Origin of the sequence: Gordonia amicalis (genome assembly GCF_022059885.1) — a bacterium.
GTDB lineage: Bacteria > Actinomycetota > Actinomycetes > Mycobacteriales > Mycobacteriaceae > Gordonia > Gordonia amicalis.
Map to the genome: position 1 here is coordinate 2,373,854 of NZ_CP091855.1, position 16,867 is coordinate 2,390,720.

Consider the following 16,867-nt stretch of genomic DNA (forward strand, 5'->3'; position numbering starts at 1 on the left):
GAGATGAAGATCGTGGTGGTCGGAGCTAGCGGAGAACTGGGCAGCCGGGTTGCGGACATCCTCGCCGAGCGCGGCAATGAGGTGGTGCGGGCGAACCGGGGGACCGGGGTCGATGCCTATACCGGTGACGGTCTGGCCGGGGCGCTGTCCGGGGCCGACACGGTGGTCGACTGCCTCAGCCTCGAGACGCTGAGTGCGAAGAAGGCCGTCGACTTCTTCCGGACGACGGCGCACAACATCGGCAGGGCCGCCGCCGCAGCCGCGGTCGGGCACGTCGTCGTCGTCTCCATCGTCAACGCCTACGATCCGGCGGTTAACGCGAAATTCGGTTACTACCAAGGCAAAGCGGCCCAGGAGGCCGCGTACCGCGATGTCGTCGACCCGGCGTCGCTGACCATCCTGGCCTCGGTGCAGTGGTTCGAACTCGCCGAACAGATGATGGGGAGAATGGCTTTCGGCCCCGTCGCGGTCGTACCGAAGATGTGGTGCCGTCCCGCGGCCGCGGGGGATGTGGCGAAGGTGGTCGCGGACACGGCAACCGCGGCGCCTGTCCCCGCGAACGGGGGAGGGGTCCGCAGGATCGAGGTCGCCGGGCCCGCCGAGATGGGTCTCGTCGAGGTGGCGAAAGCCGTTGCGGCAAGGCGGGGCTCGCCACGCTGGGTTCTCGGGGCGCCTGTCGGCGGGCCGGCGATCCGCGGCGGGGGACTGGTGCCGGCGAACCCCGACGTGGTCACCCCGACCACACTCGAGCAGTGGCTGGCCCGCCGCGCCGACGCTTCCGCGGGCAGCGCACGATGAGTGTTCGCACGCGCCCGTCGACACGCATGTGGATTCCGCGGGACAATCCCGCCGTCTACAAGGCGCTGGTCGCCCTGCAGCGGGTGTCGTCGGCGGGTGTCGACGCGGAGATCGGCGAGCTGATCTCGATGCGGGTGTCGCAGCTGAACGGCTGCGCCTACTGCTTGCACATGCACGCCGGGGACGCGCTGGCCGCGCAGATCGACCCGCACAAGTTGCTGATGCTTCCGGCATGGCCTGAGGCCGGGGCGGTCTTCGACGCACGCGAACGCGCGGTCCTCGCGCTCGCCGAACAGCTGACACTGCTCGGCGACCGTGAGGTCACCGACGGCGTATTCGACGACGTGCGAGCGCATTTCGACGCCGTCGAGACCGGGCAGCTCGTGGCCGCGATCGCGATGATCAACACCTGGAACCGGATCGCGATCGCCGGCGGCTACCCGGCCGGGCTCGACGAGCGGCGTGCGTCGGTGACCGCCGGCTGACACTAGACCATGGCGAACGGGGAGATCTCCATGCCGATCTCGAGAGATGCCGCGATCTCCCGGATCTCGTCGTAATCGAAGACGACGTGACCGGCCAGGACGTCGACGTCTCGGCGTGCACGCTGCATCGGGTGGTCGAGAAAGTGCACACTGGCACCCGAAGCCTCGAGCAGGGTGCCGATCACCGCTCTCGACTCGTTCACGATCCGGGCTGCGGCGAGGCGTGCCTGCGCACGCGTGCGGATGTCGACCGTCTCTCCGGCAGCCAGCTTTCCGTCGATGGTCGTGGTGGTCTCCGCGAGCAGACCACGGAGGGCCTGTAGTCGGATTCGCGCGTCTCCCAGCCGAATTCGGGACGCAGGCTTGTCCTTCTGCTTGACCATCTGGTAAGCGAGGACCCGTTCGGAGAGTCGTGCTGCGTACATGTCGGCGACCCGTTCGGCCGTACCCAGTGCGGGCATCGCGGCCAGCAGGGCGAGGGCGGGCACCATCGGCCAGCGATACGAGTGGTTGTCGTGCAGCGATGCGCCAGGTGTCTTGCCTGCGTACAGATCCCGGACCCGGACGGTGCCATGGGCGGGTACGAAGGCGTTCTCGATCACCACGTCGTTCGAACCGGTCGCCCGCATGCCGTCGGTGTGCCAGACGTCGTCGACTCGTGCGTCGCTGATCGGCAACAGCGCGAGAATCGCGTCCGGTCGGTCGCCGGTGACGATGGCGCCCACCATCACCCAGTCGGCCGCCATGATCCCGGTGGCCCACGACCAGCGTCCGGATACCGAGAAACCGGCACCCCGGGGCTCCGCGGTGCCGGTCGGCGCCAGCGGTGCCGGTGCGAGGTATGGGCGATCGGCGAACGCCTCCTTCTGTGCCTCCTCGCCGAACAGTGCGGTGATCCAGCCGTGCAGCGTGTAGAAACCCAGCGTCCAGGCACTCGACGTGCATCCGTGTGCCAGGCGTCGGACGTGGTCGAGGATCTCGGGGAACGGGGCTTCGAGTCCGCCGAACCGTTTGGGGATCAACAGATCCAACAGGCCGGAGTCGGTCGCGTCCCGGATCGTCTCGGCGGGCAGTTGCCGTAGATCCTCTGCGCGACCGGCGCGCTCGGCCAGCGAGGCGATGAATTCGTCGGTGATCGTGACCGTTCCGGATGTCGGGGTGTCCACGGGCCGAAACGTAACATACGAAAAAGGATGGGCGGCCTGGACCGAAAGACCGCATCGATCCGGGCGACCTGGATCTTCGCGATGGGTATCGGTGCCCTGCACCTGTCCAACAGCGAGGCGGACCGGGCGTCCGCCGGCCGCAACAGCGCCGAACTGGTGGACCTGATGCTCACAGCTTCCGCAGGCGCACCCGGTTGATGGAGTGGTCGACGTCCTTGCGGAGGACCAGCGAGGCCCGTGGCCGGGTGGGCAGGATGTTCTCGATCAGGTTCGGCCGGTTGATGGAGGTCCACAGGTCCCGGGCCGCGGCCGTCGCCTGCTTGTCGGTGAGCGAGGCGTAGGCGTGGAAGTGGGAGTCCGGGTTGGCGAAGGAGGTGGTCCGCATCTGCAGGAACCGGGAGATGTACCACTCCTCGATGTCCTCGATCCTGGCGTCGACGTAGATGGAGAAGTCGAAGAGATCCGACACCATCAGGGTCGGGCCGGTCTGCAGGACGTTGAGCCCCTCGAGGATGAGGATGTCGGGCTGCCGCACATAGTGATAGACGTTCGGCACGATGTCGTAGGCGAGGTGGGAGTACACCGGCGCGGCGACCTCGCGAGCACCCGACTTCACCTCGGTCACGAACCTGAGCAGCGCGCGCCGGTCGTAAGATTCGGGAAAACCCTTGCGGTGCAAGATGCCTCGACGCTGCATCTCCGCCGTCGGGAGCAGGAAGCCGTCGGTGGTGATGAGGTCGACCTTCGGATGTGACTCCCACCGGGCGAGCAGGGCCGCGAGCACGCGCGCGGTCGTCGACTTGCCGACGGCGACACTGCCCGCGATGCCGATGACGAACGGGACCTGCCGGTTGACCTGGCGTTCGCCGAGGAAGGTCGAGGTGGCCGCGAACAGTCGTTGGCGCGCAGCGACTTGCAGATGGATCAGACGTGACAGGGGAAGGTAGACGTCGGCGACCTCGTCGAGGTCGATCTGCTCACCGAGACCCACGAGCTCGGCGAGCTCGGACTCGTTCAACACGAGGGGCATCGACTCACGCAGTTCGCGCCACTGCCGGCGGTCGAGTTCCAGGTACAGGCTGGGGTCCCGATCACTGGCATTGCGAGCCATCAGCGCTGCTCCGGGGTCGTGGTACGCGCGGCTGCCCGGGTCGTCATGCGTAACAGCTTAGGGCCCACCCCTGGCTGCGACGCGGTGGGTCCACGCGGTGAGTCTGCTCGCGGTAACGTGCCGGTATGCCGGCCGACCACGCGAACCCCGACCTCGTCACCGCCTACCTGCGGCTGGGGCTGGCGTTCGATCGGCTCGAAGAAGGCTTCGTCGACGCGTTCACCGGCGACCCGGCGGTGCGCGCCGAGATCGCCAACGGACCCGCACCCGACCCGGCGCAACTGGCCGCACAGGCGCGAGCCCTGCGCGCCGACCTCCCCGGTGATCTCCCCGCGGACCGGGCGGAATTCATCGGTGCCCACCTGCGCGCGCTCGAATGCTCGGCGCGCAAGTTCGCCGGCGACGACGTCTCGTTCGTCGACGAGGTCAGCGCCTATTTCGACGTCGACATCGCCCTCGCCGACGCCGACCGTTACCGGCAGGCCCACACGGAACTGGCCGAGGCGCTCGGCATCGGCGACGCCACCGGTACCGAGCTGCGCGACGCCTACGCCGCGCATCGTCGTGCCGACGAGATCCCCGCCGAGAAGGTCGACGAATGCGTCCGGGCGTTCAGTGGTGCCCTCCGGGAACGTGTACGCGCGCAATACCCGTTGCCGGACAACGAGATCGTCGACTTCGAGGTCGTCACCGACAAACCGTGGTCGGGGTTCAACTACTACCTCGGCGACTACCGGTCCCGGGTCGCGATCAACGTCGACCTCACGCAGCACATGTCGTCGCTTCCGCACCTGATCGCTCACGAGGCCTACCCCGGCCACCACACCGAGCACTGCCGCAAGGAACAGTTGCTCGTCGGCGCCGGCCAGTACGAGCAGTCGATCTTCCTCGTCAACACCCCGCAGTGCCTCATGGCCGAGGGACTCGCCGACCACGCCCTGACCGCCATCATGGGCAAGGACTGGGGGTTCTGGGCACAGGAGATCTACGCCGACCTCGGTCTGCGCTTCGACGCCGACCGGGCGATGCGCATCGGACGCGCCACCTCCGAACTCCTGACCGTCCGACAGGATGCGGCCCTGATGCTGCACGACCAGCACGCCGGCGCCGACTCCGTGGCCGACTTCCTCCAGACGTGGTTGCTCGCGCCGCCCGAGCGGACCCGCCAGATGCTGCGGTTCCTCACCTCGCCGCTGTGGCGTGCATACATCAGCACCTACGTCGAGGGTTACCAGCTGCTCGAGAGCTGGCTCGACGCCGCCGGCGACCGCGCCGCGGCCTTCGGGCGGTTGCTCGACGAACCTCTCATCCCGGCGAGCCTGCGGCGTGAGCTGGTGCCGGGTTAGGGGATGAGTAGGGGGGCTCCCTAGACTTGACGACATGACCGCGAACTCGTCATCCGTGAACTCGATGTCCCTGGCGGAGCTCGACCCCGACGTCGCCGCCGCGATGAACGGCGAACTCAGCCGTCAGCGGGACACTCTCGAGATGATCGCCTCGGAGAACTTCGTGCCGCGCGCGGTGCTGCAGGCGCAGGGCAGCGTGCTCACCAACAAGTACGCCGAGGGTTACCCGGGACGCCGCTACTACGGCGGCTGTGAGTACGTCGACGTGGTCGAGGACATCGCCCGCAACCGTGCCAAGGAACTGTTCGGCGCCGACTTCGCCAACGCCCAGCCCCACTCGGGTGCGCAGGCCAACGCGGCCGTGCTGCAGGCCCTGATGGAGCCGGGGGAGACCATGCTCGGTCTCGACCTCGCCCACGGCGGTCACCTCACGCACGGCATGCGACTCAACTTCTCCGGCAAGCTCTACGAGAACGCCTTCTACGGCGTGAGCAAGGAGGACTTCCGCATCGACATGGACGAGGTGCGCAAGATCGCCCTCGACGTCAAGCCGAAGGTCATCGTCGCCGGCTGGTCCGCCTACCCGCGCACCCTCGACTTCGAGGCGTTCCGCTCGATCGCCGACGAGGTCGGCGCCCACCTCTGGGTCGACATGGCGCACTTCGCCGGACTCGTCGCCGCCGGTCTGCACCCGTCGCCGGTCCCGCACGCCGACGTCGTCAGCTCGACCGTGCACAAGACACTCGGCGGCCCCCGCTCCGGCATCATCCTCGCCAAGCAGGAATGGGCCAAGAAGCTCAACTCGGCGGTGTTCCCCGGCCAGCAGGGTGGGCCACTCATGCATGCGATCGCCGGCAAGGCCGTCGCACTGAAGATCGCCGGCACCGAGGAATTCGCCGACCGTCAGCGTCGCACCCTCTCCGGTGCGAAGCTCCTCGCCGACCGCCTCACCGGTGAAGACGTCGCCAAGGCAGGCGTGTCGGTCCTGACCGGCGGCACCGATGTCCATCTCGTGCTCGTCGACCTGCGCAACAGCGACCTCGACGGACAGCAGGCCGAGGATCTGCTCCACCAGGTCGGCATCACCGTCAACCGCAATGCGGTGCCGTTCGACCCGCGCCCGCCGATGGTCACCTCGGGTCTTCGCATCGGAACGCCCGCGCTGGCCACCCGTGGCTTCGGCGACGAGCAGTTCGTCGAGGTCGCCGACATCATCGCCACGGCGCTCGCCGCCGGTTCGTCGGCCGACGTCTCGACGCTGCGCGGCCGTGTCTCGAAGCTCGCCCTCGACTTCCCGCTCTACGAGGGACTCGAGGAGTGGGGGCTGATGAGTCGGATCTGACTCGGCTCGGATCTGACCTGGATTGCCCACCTTCGAGCGGGCTCCGTATCCTTGCAGCGATGAACGCACTCACTGAAGACGACCTGATCATCGCGCTCGAGAAGGCTCTTCCCGAGATCGCGGAAGACCACCAGTCGGCCGCCAGCCCGTGGAACCCGCACGACTGGGTGCCGTGGGACGACGGACGCAACTTCGCGTTTCTCGGCGGAGACGACTTCGACCCGTCGCAGGCCACGCTGTCCGACGAGGCACGTGCCGGGCTGCTGGCGCTCCTCCTCACCAAGGACAACCTGCCGTCCTACCACCGCGTGCTGGCGAAGCACTTCCCGGCCTTCTCCGAATGGCGTCAGCTGATCGGCGTGTGGACCGCGGAGGACAACAGGCACTCCATCGTGCTGCGCGACTACCTCGTCGTGCGCCGCGCGATCGACCCGGTGGACGCCGAGGACCGGCGACTCGTCCACGTCACCAAGGGCTACCGGCAGACCCCGGAGCAGGTCGATCCGCTCGGCCCGCTGGATGTGCTCGCATTGATGGCCGTGCACGAGAACCAGTGCGTCAGCTTCATCAAGCGGATGTCGGCGGTCGCCGCCGACGACGTCCTGGTGCAGATCCTCGCCAAGATCTCGGCCGACGACCAGCAGCAGGCCAACACCTTCGGTGCGTTCCTCAACGCCGGCATCGTCGCCGATCAGGACGCCACCGTCATCGCGATCGACTCCGCGCTGGCGGTGGGCCGGGCCGAGGCCATCGGTCACGACATCGATGATTTCGAGGCCGAGCGCGCACTGATCGCCGACTACGAGAACTCCGACACCTGGCGGGACATCGCCGCCACCCTCGCCGACGCGGTCAAGCTCGACTCCGTGGAGGGGCTGGGCGAGGAGGCCGAGGCGGCGCGCCAGCGCATCCTCTCGCGCGCTCGCGGCTAGACGCGGCCCACCGCTCCCAGAACTCGCGCACGGCGCCATCAGGACGACGAATGTCCTGGTGGCGCCGTTTGCGTCCCTGGAGCAGACGATACTGCGGTTAACGCGAAATTCACGCCGACACACCTGATTCGGGCGCGCCGCTCGAGAATCCAACGCGTACGTTGTCGAGTACGGACCGCGGGGAAGCGGTTCGTCCGGGAGGTTCGATTCGTGGATTGCAGCAGCAACGCGAGGGGGCCGGCCCCGGTCCTCGTCCACCTCGGCTGACGCCGAGGGCAACGGACTTCGACCGGCCGGTCAACTGCGAGAACTGGTTTGTGCGGGCGCCGCATGAACGTAGGAGCCCCACGTGACCACACGCACCTACGTCCTCGACACTTCCGTGCTGCTGTCCGACCCCTGGGCGGTCATGCGCTTCGCGGAGCACTCAGTGGTGTTGCCACTGGTGGTCATCAGCGAACTCGAGGGCAAACGTCACCACCACGAGCTCGGCTGGTTCGCACGTGAGGCGTTGCGCATGCTCGACGACCTGCGGCTGGCACACGGCCGGCTCGATCTGCCGATCGAGATCGGCGATGAGGGCGGCACCCTCCAGGTGGAGCTCAACCACACCGATCCGGCCGTCCTGCCGGCCGGTTTCCGCACCGACAGCAACGATTCCCGGATTCTGGCCTGTGCGCTGAACCTGCGTGCCGAGGGCAAGGACGTCACCCTCGTGTCCAAGGACACGCCGCTCCGGGTGAAGGCCGGCGCGGTCGGTCTGGCCGCGGACGAGTACCACGCACAGGACGTGGTGGTCTCCGGGTGGTCGGGGATGACCGAACTCGACGTCGAGACCTCGACGATCGACGCGCTGTTCGCCGACGGCGTCATCGACCTCGACGAGGCCAGGGAGCTGCCCTGCCACACCGGCATCCGCCTTCTCAGTCCGTCGTCGAGTGCCCTCGGTCGCGTCAATCCGGACAAGCGCGTGCAGCTGGTGCGGGGAGACCGGGAGGCGTTCGGCCTGCACGGGCGTTCCGCGGAACAGCGCGTCGCCCTCGACCTGCTCCTCGACGACAGCGTCGGCATCGTCTCGCTCGGCGGAAAGGCGGGGACAGGCAAGTCGGCGCTGGCACTGTGCGCCGGTCTCGAGGCGGTCCTGGAACGCCGGACCCAGCGCAAGGTGGTGGTGTTCCGGCCGCTGTACGCGGTCGGCGGCCAGCAACTCGGCTACCTCCCGGGTGGTGAGGCCGAGAAGATGGGTCCGTGGGCACAGGCGGTGTTCGACACCCTGGAGGGGCTCGCCTCACCGGAGGTCATCGAGGAGGTGCTGAGCCGCGGGATGCTGGAGGTGCTGCCGCTGACGCACATCCGTGGTCGGTCACTGCACGATTCGTTCGTCATCGTCGACGAGGCACAGTCGCTGGAACGCAACGTCCTGCTGACGGTGCTGTCGCGACTGGGATCGGGATCGCGCGTGGTGCTCACCCACGACGTCGCGCAACGCGACAATCTTCGAGTGGGCCGGCATGACGGCGTGGCCGCGGTCATCGAGAAGCTGAAGGGGCATCCGCTCTTCGCGCACATCACGCTCACCCGTAGCGAACGGTCGCCGATTGCAGCGCTGGTGACGGAAATGCTGGAGGAGTTCGGGCCGTCCGCGCCGGGAGCGTAGCGAGCGGGCGACAATCGGCTGTGAAAAGAAGGAAGGCCGCGACGATTCGCTGAGGGGAGGGAATCGGCGCGGCCTTCCGTCTGGTCCACCGCTGTGTTCGGCGTTGTCACGCTGCGAACCTCAGTGGCGGACCGGTCTCTCGGACGCGATCAGGCTGCGCCGCCGTCGACGCCGCTGAGCGCCTTGAGCAGATCGATGAGGGCTGTCACAACTTCGATGTTCTCGAGGGAACCCATTGTTTCTCCTTTGTCGGTGGTGTTCCGATCGGCGATGTCGCTGATCGACTTTCGCCATTTCCGACGCTAACGATTTTGTTTCGTTCCTGCAAAGGAAAGCTCGGTGAATTACCCGGGACGTGTTGAACAATTGGTCTTCCGACGCATTGTCCTGCGCGGCGAGCAATGGATCATCGTTGATTTTCCATCGAGAATCGACAGCCGTCTCGGCGGTCGGAATGAGGTCGGAGGTCGGGATGCTTGATCTGATCCTCATTGCACCGTGACCATCACGTGACTCATGAGATCTTGCGCACTGTCACACTGGTGTGGTGCTGAAGTTACTGATGAGGCGAATGAGACTTCTGGGACTATTGGTGATAGCGGTGCTCGCCGCGTGTGCCGGTGGCGCAGGTCAGGCCTTCGCCGAGCCGGAGCCGACCACCCCGACCACTCCGGGGAGTCCGACGGGACCGGGAGCGGCGACGGGACTGGGCATCCCGGTGCTCGACGACGTGCTCGACCAGCTGTCCGGTGACAGCGGTTCCGCAGATGCGCCCGGCGGCGTCGAGCGTGCCGGCGGGGCGACCGGCCAGATGATCGTGGTGACCGCGCCCAAGGCGTCGGACACGACTGCCACCCTCACGGCCTTCGAAAAGGGCGCCGACGGCAGCTGGAAGCCGGTTCTCGGGCCCGGCAAGGCCTTCCTCGGTTCCCTGGGCATGGGGGAACCGCAGGACAACGTGCCCCGCACGCCGCAGGGCACGTTCCCGCTCGACCAGGCGTTCGGTCGTCAGCAGAACCCGGGTACCAAAATGCCCTACATCAAGGTCGATCAGCAGGACTGGTGGGATTCCGATCCCAAGTCACCGACCTACAACACCCACGTGCGTCAGGCGCAGAGCCCCGGCGGTGACAGCGAGAACCTGTACAACTCGGGTCCGGTCTACGACTACGCCGTCAACATCGCGCACAACCCGCAGCGCACGCCCGGCAAGGCGTCGGCGATGTTCCTGCACGTGACCAACAACGAACCGACGATGGGCTGCGTCGCCATCGAACGCGAGCTGATGAAGAAGATCCTCGTCTGGCTCGACCCGGCGAAGAATCCGAAGATCACGATCGGCGTGAACCAGGGTGCGCCGACCGGCGAGGCGCCCGGAGCAACCCCTCAAACAACTCCGGGTGCCACGCCGTCGACTCCCGACCTTCCTGCCTCCGATGAGCTGACCGGCCTGCTGTCGCAGCTGGTCGGCGCGGTGCCATCCCTCTTGGGTCTCGGCGCCGGGCTCGGCGGCTGAAGACACCGCCGCCGGATCTCACGGATCGCTGATCTCGAGGCGCGCCTGCCGGCAGGCAGGGCAGAAGGTCTCGTCGGCCCCGATGTGCCAGCCGTTGACCCTGGCCCAGTCGTCCCGGTCGGCCTGGGACAACGGCGATCGTGTGACGAAGCTGCGTCCGCAGCTGTCGCAGTACCGGTCGGCCGAACCCTCGGTTTCGGCGGCCAACGGGGATATGACTGTCATGACGGGACCTCTGTGGCTGGGTTTCGATTCGGGCCCTGTCGTCGCGTCGTCGGCGGACTCGCGACTTGGACGAACGACCACCTCAGTGTCACCGGATGTGATGTGGGTCTCACAGGGCCGAATGGCACATGGTTGGCCGATCCGCGGCCGCGGCTCAGCGGTCGTGGGGTACGACCATCACCGGGCACCGCGCGGATCGCAGGACCGACAGGCTCGTCGAGCCGAGTCTCATGCCGGCGAATCCGCCGCGGCCGCAGGCGCCCACGACGAGCAGTTGGGCTGCTTGGGCGTGGTCGAGAAGTGCGCGTGCGGGACGGTCCCGGGTTACCGCGCAGCGGATGGTGACCTGGGGATATCGGCGGCGTACCTCGGCCAGTTCATCATCGAGCCAGGCGTCGGCTCGGCTCCGATGGGTCGGCCAGTCGGACACCGTGCACGGCACGGACATGTCGGCGTCGCACCAGGCGTGGACGACTGTGACCGGCACGCTGCGCAGGGCAGCGGCGGCGAATGCGGCGCTGACCGCGCGCCGTCCGCCCGGGGAACCGTCGGTGCCGACCACGACGTTCGCCTGAGACCAATGCGCTGCGGTGTCCCGGACGACCGTCAACGGGCATCTGCAGTACTCGGCGAGGGCGATGGTCACCGACCCGAGAACCACCCGATGTCCGGCCATGTGCCCGCGGTTGCCCACGACGACCAACCGCGCCCGATCCGATGCGTCGAGCAGGGCGGCGATCGGCGGGGAGTCGACCACCTGGGTCGTGATCTTCAACGGGTCGGGGGTGTCCGTCGAATCCTCGACGACCCGGCGGGCCTCCGCCAGCGCACGTTCGAACCGGTCCCGAAGCGGATCGAGGACGTGCGGCTCGTCGGCCGACAGGTTCGCCGAGGCGATCATCTCGATCTCGGACCGGTGGAGAGCGGCGTCGCGTGCGGCCCAGCGTGCCGCCGCGCGTGCGGTGGCGGAACCGTCGATGCCGACGACAACGGGCCCGTCGGTGAATCTGGACGCGGTCACACGGCTGTCCCCTCTGGAGGTCACGCACCGAGCGCCGGGGTGTCCCGGCATTGGCTTCCGTTCTCCAGTACAGACCTCGGCGGGGGGCGAGTCATCGGGTAAAGAGTCCCCAGAATGGGGACCAATGACACGTTTGCGCTCGAGGTGGCGGGGTATGAGCGTGGAGCTCAGCGGCCGTTGCCCCGCTGCGCCACTTTCGCCGCGTACACCGCTGCCTGCGTACGGCGTTCCATGCCGAGTTTGCCGAGCAGCCGGGAGACGTAGTTCTTCACGGTCTTCTCCGCAAGGTGCATCCGCGCGGCGATCTGCCGATTGGTCAGCCCCTCGCCGAGGAGGGCGAGCAGAGTGCTCTCCTGCTCGCTCAATGCGTCGCCGGGCTTCTTCTCTTTCTCGCGCTGGGTGCGCAACCGGTCCATGAGGGCCGCGGCAGCGCGGTTGTCGAGCAGTGAACGGCCGGCGCCGACGTCGGTGATGGCACGTGCCAGCTCCATGCCGGTGATGTCCTTGATGACGTACCCGCTGGCGCCGGCAAGGATCGCGTCCATCATGGCCTCGTCGTCGGTCATCGAGGTCAGGATGAGGCAGCGCAGGCCGTCGACGCGGCTGAGCAGCTCGCGACACAGTTCGATCCCGTTGCCGTCCGGCAGGCGGACGTCGAGGACGGCCACATCGGGTTTCACGGTGGGGACGCGGGCGAGCGCCTGCGCGCAGGTCGCGGCCTCGCCGACCACCCGGACGTCGTCCTCGTGGTCCAGGAGTTCGACGAGGCCCCGTCGGACGATCTCGTGGTCATCGACGAGGAAAACCGAGATCATCGGCCACACCTCCCTCCGGCGCGGGTGCCGCTGAGACGAATTGTAGGACGACCCCAGACGTGTTTCACCCGGATTGCCCGGACCGGCAGATTCGCACATATCCGGAATGTCCGTTTCACCACTGATGCGACGGTTCGCGGAATATCCAATTGCGGTGCGGGACTTACTGATCGAGGGCTTCGAAGTCATTTGTCGAGAATTATTCAACCGAATACTCGACGGACCGCAGGGTGTATCATCCAGAATATGGTCCGCGAATTCCCGGAACGTGGCGCGAGGTCTATCGAACTACAGAATGCGCCGTCGCAGAAGCGATTGCGTGAGCTCCTCGGTAAGGTCGGCGACCGGATCACGCAGATCGCCGATGTTCGAGACCGCATCGACGGTCTGCTCGAAGCCATGCTGTCGGTGAGTTCCGAACTCGATCTGGAGACCACTCTCGAGTCGATCGTCGCCGCCGGAATCCGCTTGGTCGACGCCGAGTACGGCGCGCTCGGCGTTCTCGGCAGCGGATACGACCTCTCGGCTTTCCTCGCCCAGGGCATCAGCGAGGAGGTCCGCACCGAGATCGGAGACCTGCCGACGGGACGCGGCGTGTTGGGCCTGCTCATCGACGACCCGCGGGTGTTGCGGCTCGACGACCTCTCCGAGCACCCCGCGGCGGTAGGTTTCCCGCCGAATCATCCGCAGATGACCACCTTCCTGGGCGCCCCGATCCGGGTACGTGACGAGATCTTCGGCAACCTGTTCCTGACCGAGAAGAAGAACGGTGCACTGTTCACCGAGGACAACGAACTCGTCATCCAGGCACTGGCGGCGGCGGCGGGCATCGCCATCGAGAACGCCCGGCTCTACGAGCAGGCGCAGACACAGCTCGCCTGGATCGAGGCGAATCGGGACATCATCGCGGAGCTGCTGACGGGTGCCGACAACCAGGAGGTCCTCGAGGCGATTGCCCGCAAGGTGCTCACCCTGGCCGACGCCGACCTGGTCTGCATCGCCGAACCCCACGACCACGAGATGCCGCCCGAACTAGTGGAAGAACTCGTCGTCACGGTCGCCGAGGGCATCGACGCCGATGTCTTTCGCGGGCGGACCGTGCCCACCAGGGGCTCGACCTCCGGCGACGCTTTCCGGCGACGCCGGCCGGTTCTGCGTGACCAACTCGAGTACGACATCTCCGGGCACTCCTCGGCATGGCACGGTCCGGTCATGGTCGCCCCGCTGCGCACGGTGGAGTCGACCCGTGGAGTGCTGATCGCCGTGCGGTCCAAGGGACGCGACGCGTTCGCAGAGGACCTGCTGAGCCTGAGCGCGGACTTCGCCGATCAGGCGGCCCTGGCACTCCAGCTGGCCAGCGCGGCGAACCAGACCCAGCAGATGCGGGTGCTGGAGGATCGCGAACGAATCGCGCGCGACCTGCACGATCACGTGATCCAGCGGATCTTCGCCGAGGGGCTGACGCTACAGGCGACGCTGCAGCGCACTCAGTCACCCGAGATCCGGGCCCGGCTGACGCGATCCATCAACAATCTGCAGGACATCGTGCAGGACGTGCGCTCGACGATCTTCGATCTGCAGGCGGAAGAATCCGAGACCACACGTCTCCGTCAACGCGTGCAGGAGACGATCGATCAGCAGGTCGACGATCTGCCGATACAGACCCATGTGCGGATGGCGGGACCGCTGTCGATCGTCGAGCCGCGACTCGCCGACCAGGTGATCGCGGTGGTCCGCGAGGCGTTGAGCAATGCGGTCCGGTACGCCCACGCCACGACGTTGACGGTCGCGATCTCGGTCGCCGACGACCTGGCCGTGGAGGTCACCGACGACGGGGTCGGGCTAGATGAGGACGTCACTCCGAGCGGGCTGACCAACATGCGGCTCCGAGCCGAGGAACTGGGCGGGACCTTCGCGCTGACGACACCCGGGGCCGGCCACGGGTTGTCCATGCGGTGGACTGTTCCGCTCTAGTTCGCGTCGTCGCGTCGTGTCACGTCGCGTCGGGTCAGGTGGTGGGGCCGGCCCACGGACCGGTGTCGTGGTCGGCCGGCAATCGCCAGGCCGACGTCCGCTCGGTCACCCATGCCACGGCCTGCACTCCCGACAGGAGGCCGAAGAGAACGACGAGCCAGATGGATAGCCCGACGAGAGCGCAGACGGCGAAGGCTGCGAGGAATGCGACGAGAACACCGGTGAGAGTGCTGACCGGTCACCTCCTACGTACTTGGAGGAGACTCTCGGGGGTTCGAGAGACTGACCCTCACACTTTCTCCTGGTGGCGAACTTTTCGCGAGAGGCCGAAGGTCACATGTTGATGGGTCGTTTGAGCTCGAAGCCCGCCGTGCGCACACCGTCGGCACCGTCCCGCGGCGCGGTCGCCCGGTCGATCTGGGCGCGTGCCTGATCGAGGACAGGGGTGTCCGGGTCGAGGACCGACAGGTAGCGGTCGTGCGCGGCGAGCGACCGGACGGCGACCTCGAACTGCTCGTCGACGTCGACCGCATGCGTTGCGGCCGGACCGTTCTCGAACAACCACGCGGGCACCTCGTCGTATCCGGCCGCGACCAGGGCGTCGTAGGAGTCGAGCACGGCCGCGGCGAACTCCATGTGATCGCGTTGATTCGGCTGGCCGGGGGCCCATTCGGGACCCCCGTACAATGACAGGATCACCTGCGGCGCAATGCGTTCGATGGTCTCGGTGATCTTCGCCCGGAGTTCGCGGGTGTTACGGATGTCGCTGTCGGGGAAGCCCCAGAACTCCACCTCGTCGACGCCGACGATCGACGCGGAGGCGCGCTGTTCGGCTTCGCGCAGCGGGCCGCATTCGGCCGGTGACATTCCCTCGATGCCGCGCTCGCCGCTGGAGGCGAGCGCGTAGACCACCCGCCTGCCCTCGCCGGTCCATCGCGCGACCGCTGCCGCCATCCCGTACTCCGGGTCGTCGGGGTGGGCGACGAGGACGAGTGCGGTCTGCCAGTCCGTGGGGAGGGCTTCAGGTTCGTCATGGCCCGGCCGTACTCAGCGTTCCCGGTCGAGATTGGCCATCTTGAGAACGTCGAGGCGCGCGTCGAGTTCCTCCTCGCTGAGCTTGTCGCCCACGAGGCCCCGATCGATCACGGTCTGGCGGATCGTCTTGCCCTCCTTGAGGGCCTGTTTGGCGACCGCAGCGGCCTCCTCGTAGCCGATCGCGCTGTTGAGCGGTGTGACGATCGACGGGGAGCTCTCGGCCAGGGTGCGGAGACGGTCGACGTTGGCCTGCAATCCCGAGATGCAGCGGTCGGCGAACAGTCGGGACACGTTGGCCAGCAGCTTGAGTGACTCGAGGACGTTGCGGGCCATCATCGGGATGTAGACGTTGAGTTCGAAGGCGCCGTTGCCGCCGCCCCAGGTGACCGCCGCGTCGTTGCCGACGACCTGTGCCGCCACCTGCGTGACCGCTTCGGGCAGAACGGGATTGACCTTGCCCGGCATGATCGAACTACCCGGCTGGAGGTCGGGGAGCAGGATCTCGCCCAGGCCGGTCAGCGGTCCCGAGCCCATCCACCGGACGTCGTTGGCGATCTTGGTGAGCGACACCGCGATCGTCTTCAGCTGGCCGGACAGTTCGACGAGCCCGTCCCGGGCGGCCTGCGCCTCGAAGTTGTCCTTGGCCAACGAGAGTTCCTCGACACCGGTGCGGCGGACGAGTTCGGCGACCACCTTGGTGCCGAAGCCGGCCGGCGCGTTGAGTCCGGTGCCCACCGCGGTGCCGCCGATGGGCAGCTCGCCGACACGCGGCAGGGTCGCGGTGACGCGCTCGATGCCGGCCTCCATCTGCCGTGCATACCCGGCGAACTCCTGGCCGAGAGTCACCGGCACCGCGTCCATCAGGTGTGTGCGGCCGCTCTTGACCACGTCACGCCACTCGGTTGCCTTGTCGGACAGTGCTTTCCGGAGATGGTCGAGCGCCGGGACGAGGTCGGTGACGACGGCCTCGGTCGCCGCGACGTGCGTGGCGGTCGGGAACGTGTCATTCGACGACTGCGACATGTTGACGTGGTCGTTGGGATGCACGTCCACCCCGTTGGCCTTCGCGATCGATGCGATGACCTCGTTGGTGTTCATGTTCGAACTCGTGCCCGACCCGGTCTGGAAGACGTCGATCGGGAACTGGTCGTCGTGGTTGCCGTCGGCGATCTCGGTGGCCGCCGCGATGATCGCGTCGGCTCGCTCCGCGTCGAGGAGTCCCAGATCCTTGTTGACCGTGGCGCAGGCCGCCTTCAGCAGGCCCATGGCGCGGATCTGCGCCCGCTCCAGCGGGCGATGGCTGATGGGGAAGTTCTCCACCGCCCGCTGCGTCTGGGCGCGCCACAGAGCATCGACGGGCACCTGCACCTCGCCCATCGTGTCGTGCTCGGTGCGGTATTCCTGCTTGTCCGGTGCCTCGTTCTTGCCCTGTGCCTCGGTCATA

At 67.3% G+C, this 16,867-nt stretch carries 16 protein-coding genes; 9 read left to right on the forward strand and 7 right to left on the reverse strand.

The window, feature by feature from the left end; translation table 11 throughout:
• The first annotated feature begins 3 nt into the window (after window positions 1-3).
• Window positions 4-798, forward strand: a complete 795-nt coding sequence (locus IHQ52_RS10995; RefSeq protein WP_024497564.1) for an SDR family oxidoreductase — start codon at window positions 4-6, stop codon at window positions 796-798.
• On the forward strand, window positions 795-1,283 hold the full coding sequence (locus IHQ52_RS11000) for a carboxymuconolactone decarboxylase family protein (RefSeq protein WP_024497565.1): 489 nt from the start codon (window positions 795-797) through the stop codon (window positions 1,281-1,283). The genes IHQ52_RS10995 and IHQ52_RS11000 overlap by 4 nt, the downstream gene beginning before the upstream one ends.
• Window positions 1,284-1,285: 2 nt before the next feature.
• On the opposite strand, the gene IHQ52_RS11005 is transcribed toward IHQ52_RS11000, so the two are convergent.
• Window positions 1,286-2,449, reverse strand: coding sequence for an acyl-CoA dehydrogenase family protein (locus IHQ52_RS11005; protein ID WP_006434410.1), 1,164 nt, complete (start codon window positions 2,447-2,449; stop codon window positions 1,286-1,288).
• Window positions 2,450-2,476: 27 nt separating this feature from the next.
• Between IHQ52_RS11005 and IHQ52_RS11010 the strand changes: the two genes are divergently transcribed.
• A complete protein-coding gene (locus IHQ52_RS11010) occupies window positions 2,477-2,647 on the forward strand; it encodes a hypothetical protein (protein ID WP_157228250.1) in 171 nt (56 codons plus the stop codon).
• On the opposite strand, the gene coaA is transcribed toward IHQ52_RS11010, so the two are convergent.
• The gene (coaA, locus tag IHQ52_RS11015) at window positions 2,619-3,560 is read right to left on the reverse strand and encodes a type I pantothenate kinase (protein WP_006434411.1); all 942 of its coding nucleotides are present in this window, start codon (window positions 3,558-3,560) and stop codon (window positions 2,619-2,621) included. The two genes, IHQ52_RS11010 and coaA, sit on opposite strands and share 29 nt — an antisense overlap.
• Window positions 3,561-3,685: 125 nt before the next feature.
• On the opposite strand from coaA, the gene IHQ52_RS11020 reads away from it, so the two are divergent.
• The 5 genes from IHQ52_RS11020 to IHQ52_RS11040 all read left to right on the forward strand — a co-directional run bounded on the left by IHQ52_RS11020 (window position 3,686) and on the right by IHQ52_RS11040 (window position 10,353).
• A complete protein-coding gene (locus tag IHQ52_RS11020; protein ID WP_096273711.1) occupies window positions 3,686-4,906 on the forward strand; it encodes a DUF885 domain-containing protein in 1,221 nt (406 codons plus the stop codon).
• A 34-nt stretch (window positions 4,907-4,940) separates the two neighbouring features.
• Window positions 4,941-6,248 (forward strand): serine hydroxymethyltransferase, encoded by a 1,308-nt coding sequence (gene glyA, locus IHQ52_RS11025; protein ID WP_024497567.1) that lies wholly within the window; start codon window positions 4,941-4,943, stop codon window positions 6,246-6,248.
• A 59-nt stretch (window positions 6,249-6,307) separates the two neighbouring features.
• Window positions 6,308-7,180 (forward strand): acyl-ACP desaturase, encoded by an 873-nt coding sequence (locus IHQ52_RS11030; RefSeq protein WP_006434414.1) that lies wholly within the window; start codon window positions 6,308-6,310, stop codon window positions 7,178-7,180.
• Window positions 7,181-7,529: 349 nt separating this feature from the next.
• Window positions 7,530-8,837, forward strand: coding sequence for a PhoH family protein (locus tag IHQ52_RS11035; protein ID WP_006434415.1), 1,308 nt, complete (start codon window positions 7,530-7,532; stop codon window positions 8,835-8,837).
• Between the two features lie 571 nt (window positions 8,838-9,408).
• Window positions 9,409-10,353, forward strand: coding sequence for a L,D-transpeptidase family protein (locus IHQ52_RS11040; RefSeq protein ID WP_024497568.1), 945 nt, complete (start codon window positions 9,409-9,411; stop codon window positions 10,351-10,353).
• An 18-nt stretch (window positions 10,354-10,371) separates the two neighbouring features.
• On the opposite strand, the gene IHQ52_RS11045 is transcribed toward IHQ52_RS11040, so the two are convergent.
• From IHQ52_RS11045 to IHQ52_RS11055, 3 genes are all read right to left on the reverse strand, one after another.
• On the reverse strand, window positions 10,372-10,578 hold the full coding sequence (locus tag IHQ52_RS11045; RefSeq protein ID WP_006434417.1) for a hypothetical protein: 207 nt from the start codon (window positions 10,576-10,578) through the stop codon (window positions 10,372-10,374).
• Window positions 10,579-10,732: 154 nt separating this feature from the next.
• Window positions 10,733-11,599, reverse strand: coding sequence for a universal stress protein (locus IHQ52_RS11050; RefSeq protein WP_006434418.1), 867 nt, complete (start codon window positions 11,597-11,599; stop codon window positions 10,733-10,735).
• 167 nt (window positions 11,600-11,766) lie between these two features.
• Window positions 11,767-12,414, reverse strand: coding sequence for a response regulator (locus IHQ52_RS11055; protein WP_006434419.1), 648 nt, complete (start codon window positions 12,412-12,414; stop codon window positions 11,767-11,769).
• 246 nt (window positions 12,415-12,660) lie between these two features.
• Here IHQ52_RS11055 and IHQ52_RS11060 point away from each other — a divergent pair, with 246 nt between their 5' ends.
• Window positions 12,661-14,388: a GAF domain-containing sensor histidine kinase gene (locus tag IHQ52_RS11060; RefSeq protein WP_024497569.1), complete on the forward strand. Its 1,728-nt coding sequence runs from the start codon at window positions 12,661-12,663 to the stop codon at window positions 14,386-14,388.
• 333 nt (window positions 14,389-14,721) lie between these two features.
• On the opposite strand, the gene IHQ52_RS11065 is transcribed toward IHQ52_RS11060, so the two are convergent.
• Window positions 14,722-15,342: a PIG-L deacetylase family protein gene (locus tag IHQ52_RS11065; protein ID WP_024497570.1), complete on the reverse strand. Its 621-nt coding sequence runs from the start codon at window positions 15,340-15,342 to the stop codon at window positions 14,722-14,724.
• A 93-nt stretch (window positions 15,343-15,435) separates the two neighbouring features.
• Window positions 15,436-16,866: a class II fumarate hydratase gene (locus tag IHQ52_RS11070; RefSeq protein ID WP_024497571.1), complete on the reverse strand. Its 1,431-nt coding sequence runs from the start codon at window positions 16,864-16,866 to the stop codon at window positions 15,436-15,438.
• Between the last annotated feature and the right edge of the window lies 1 nt (window position 16,867).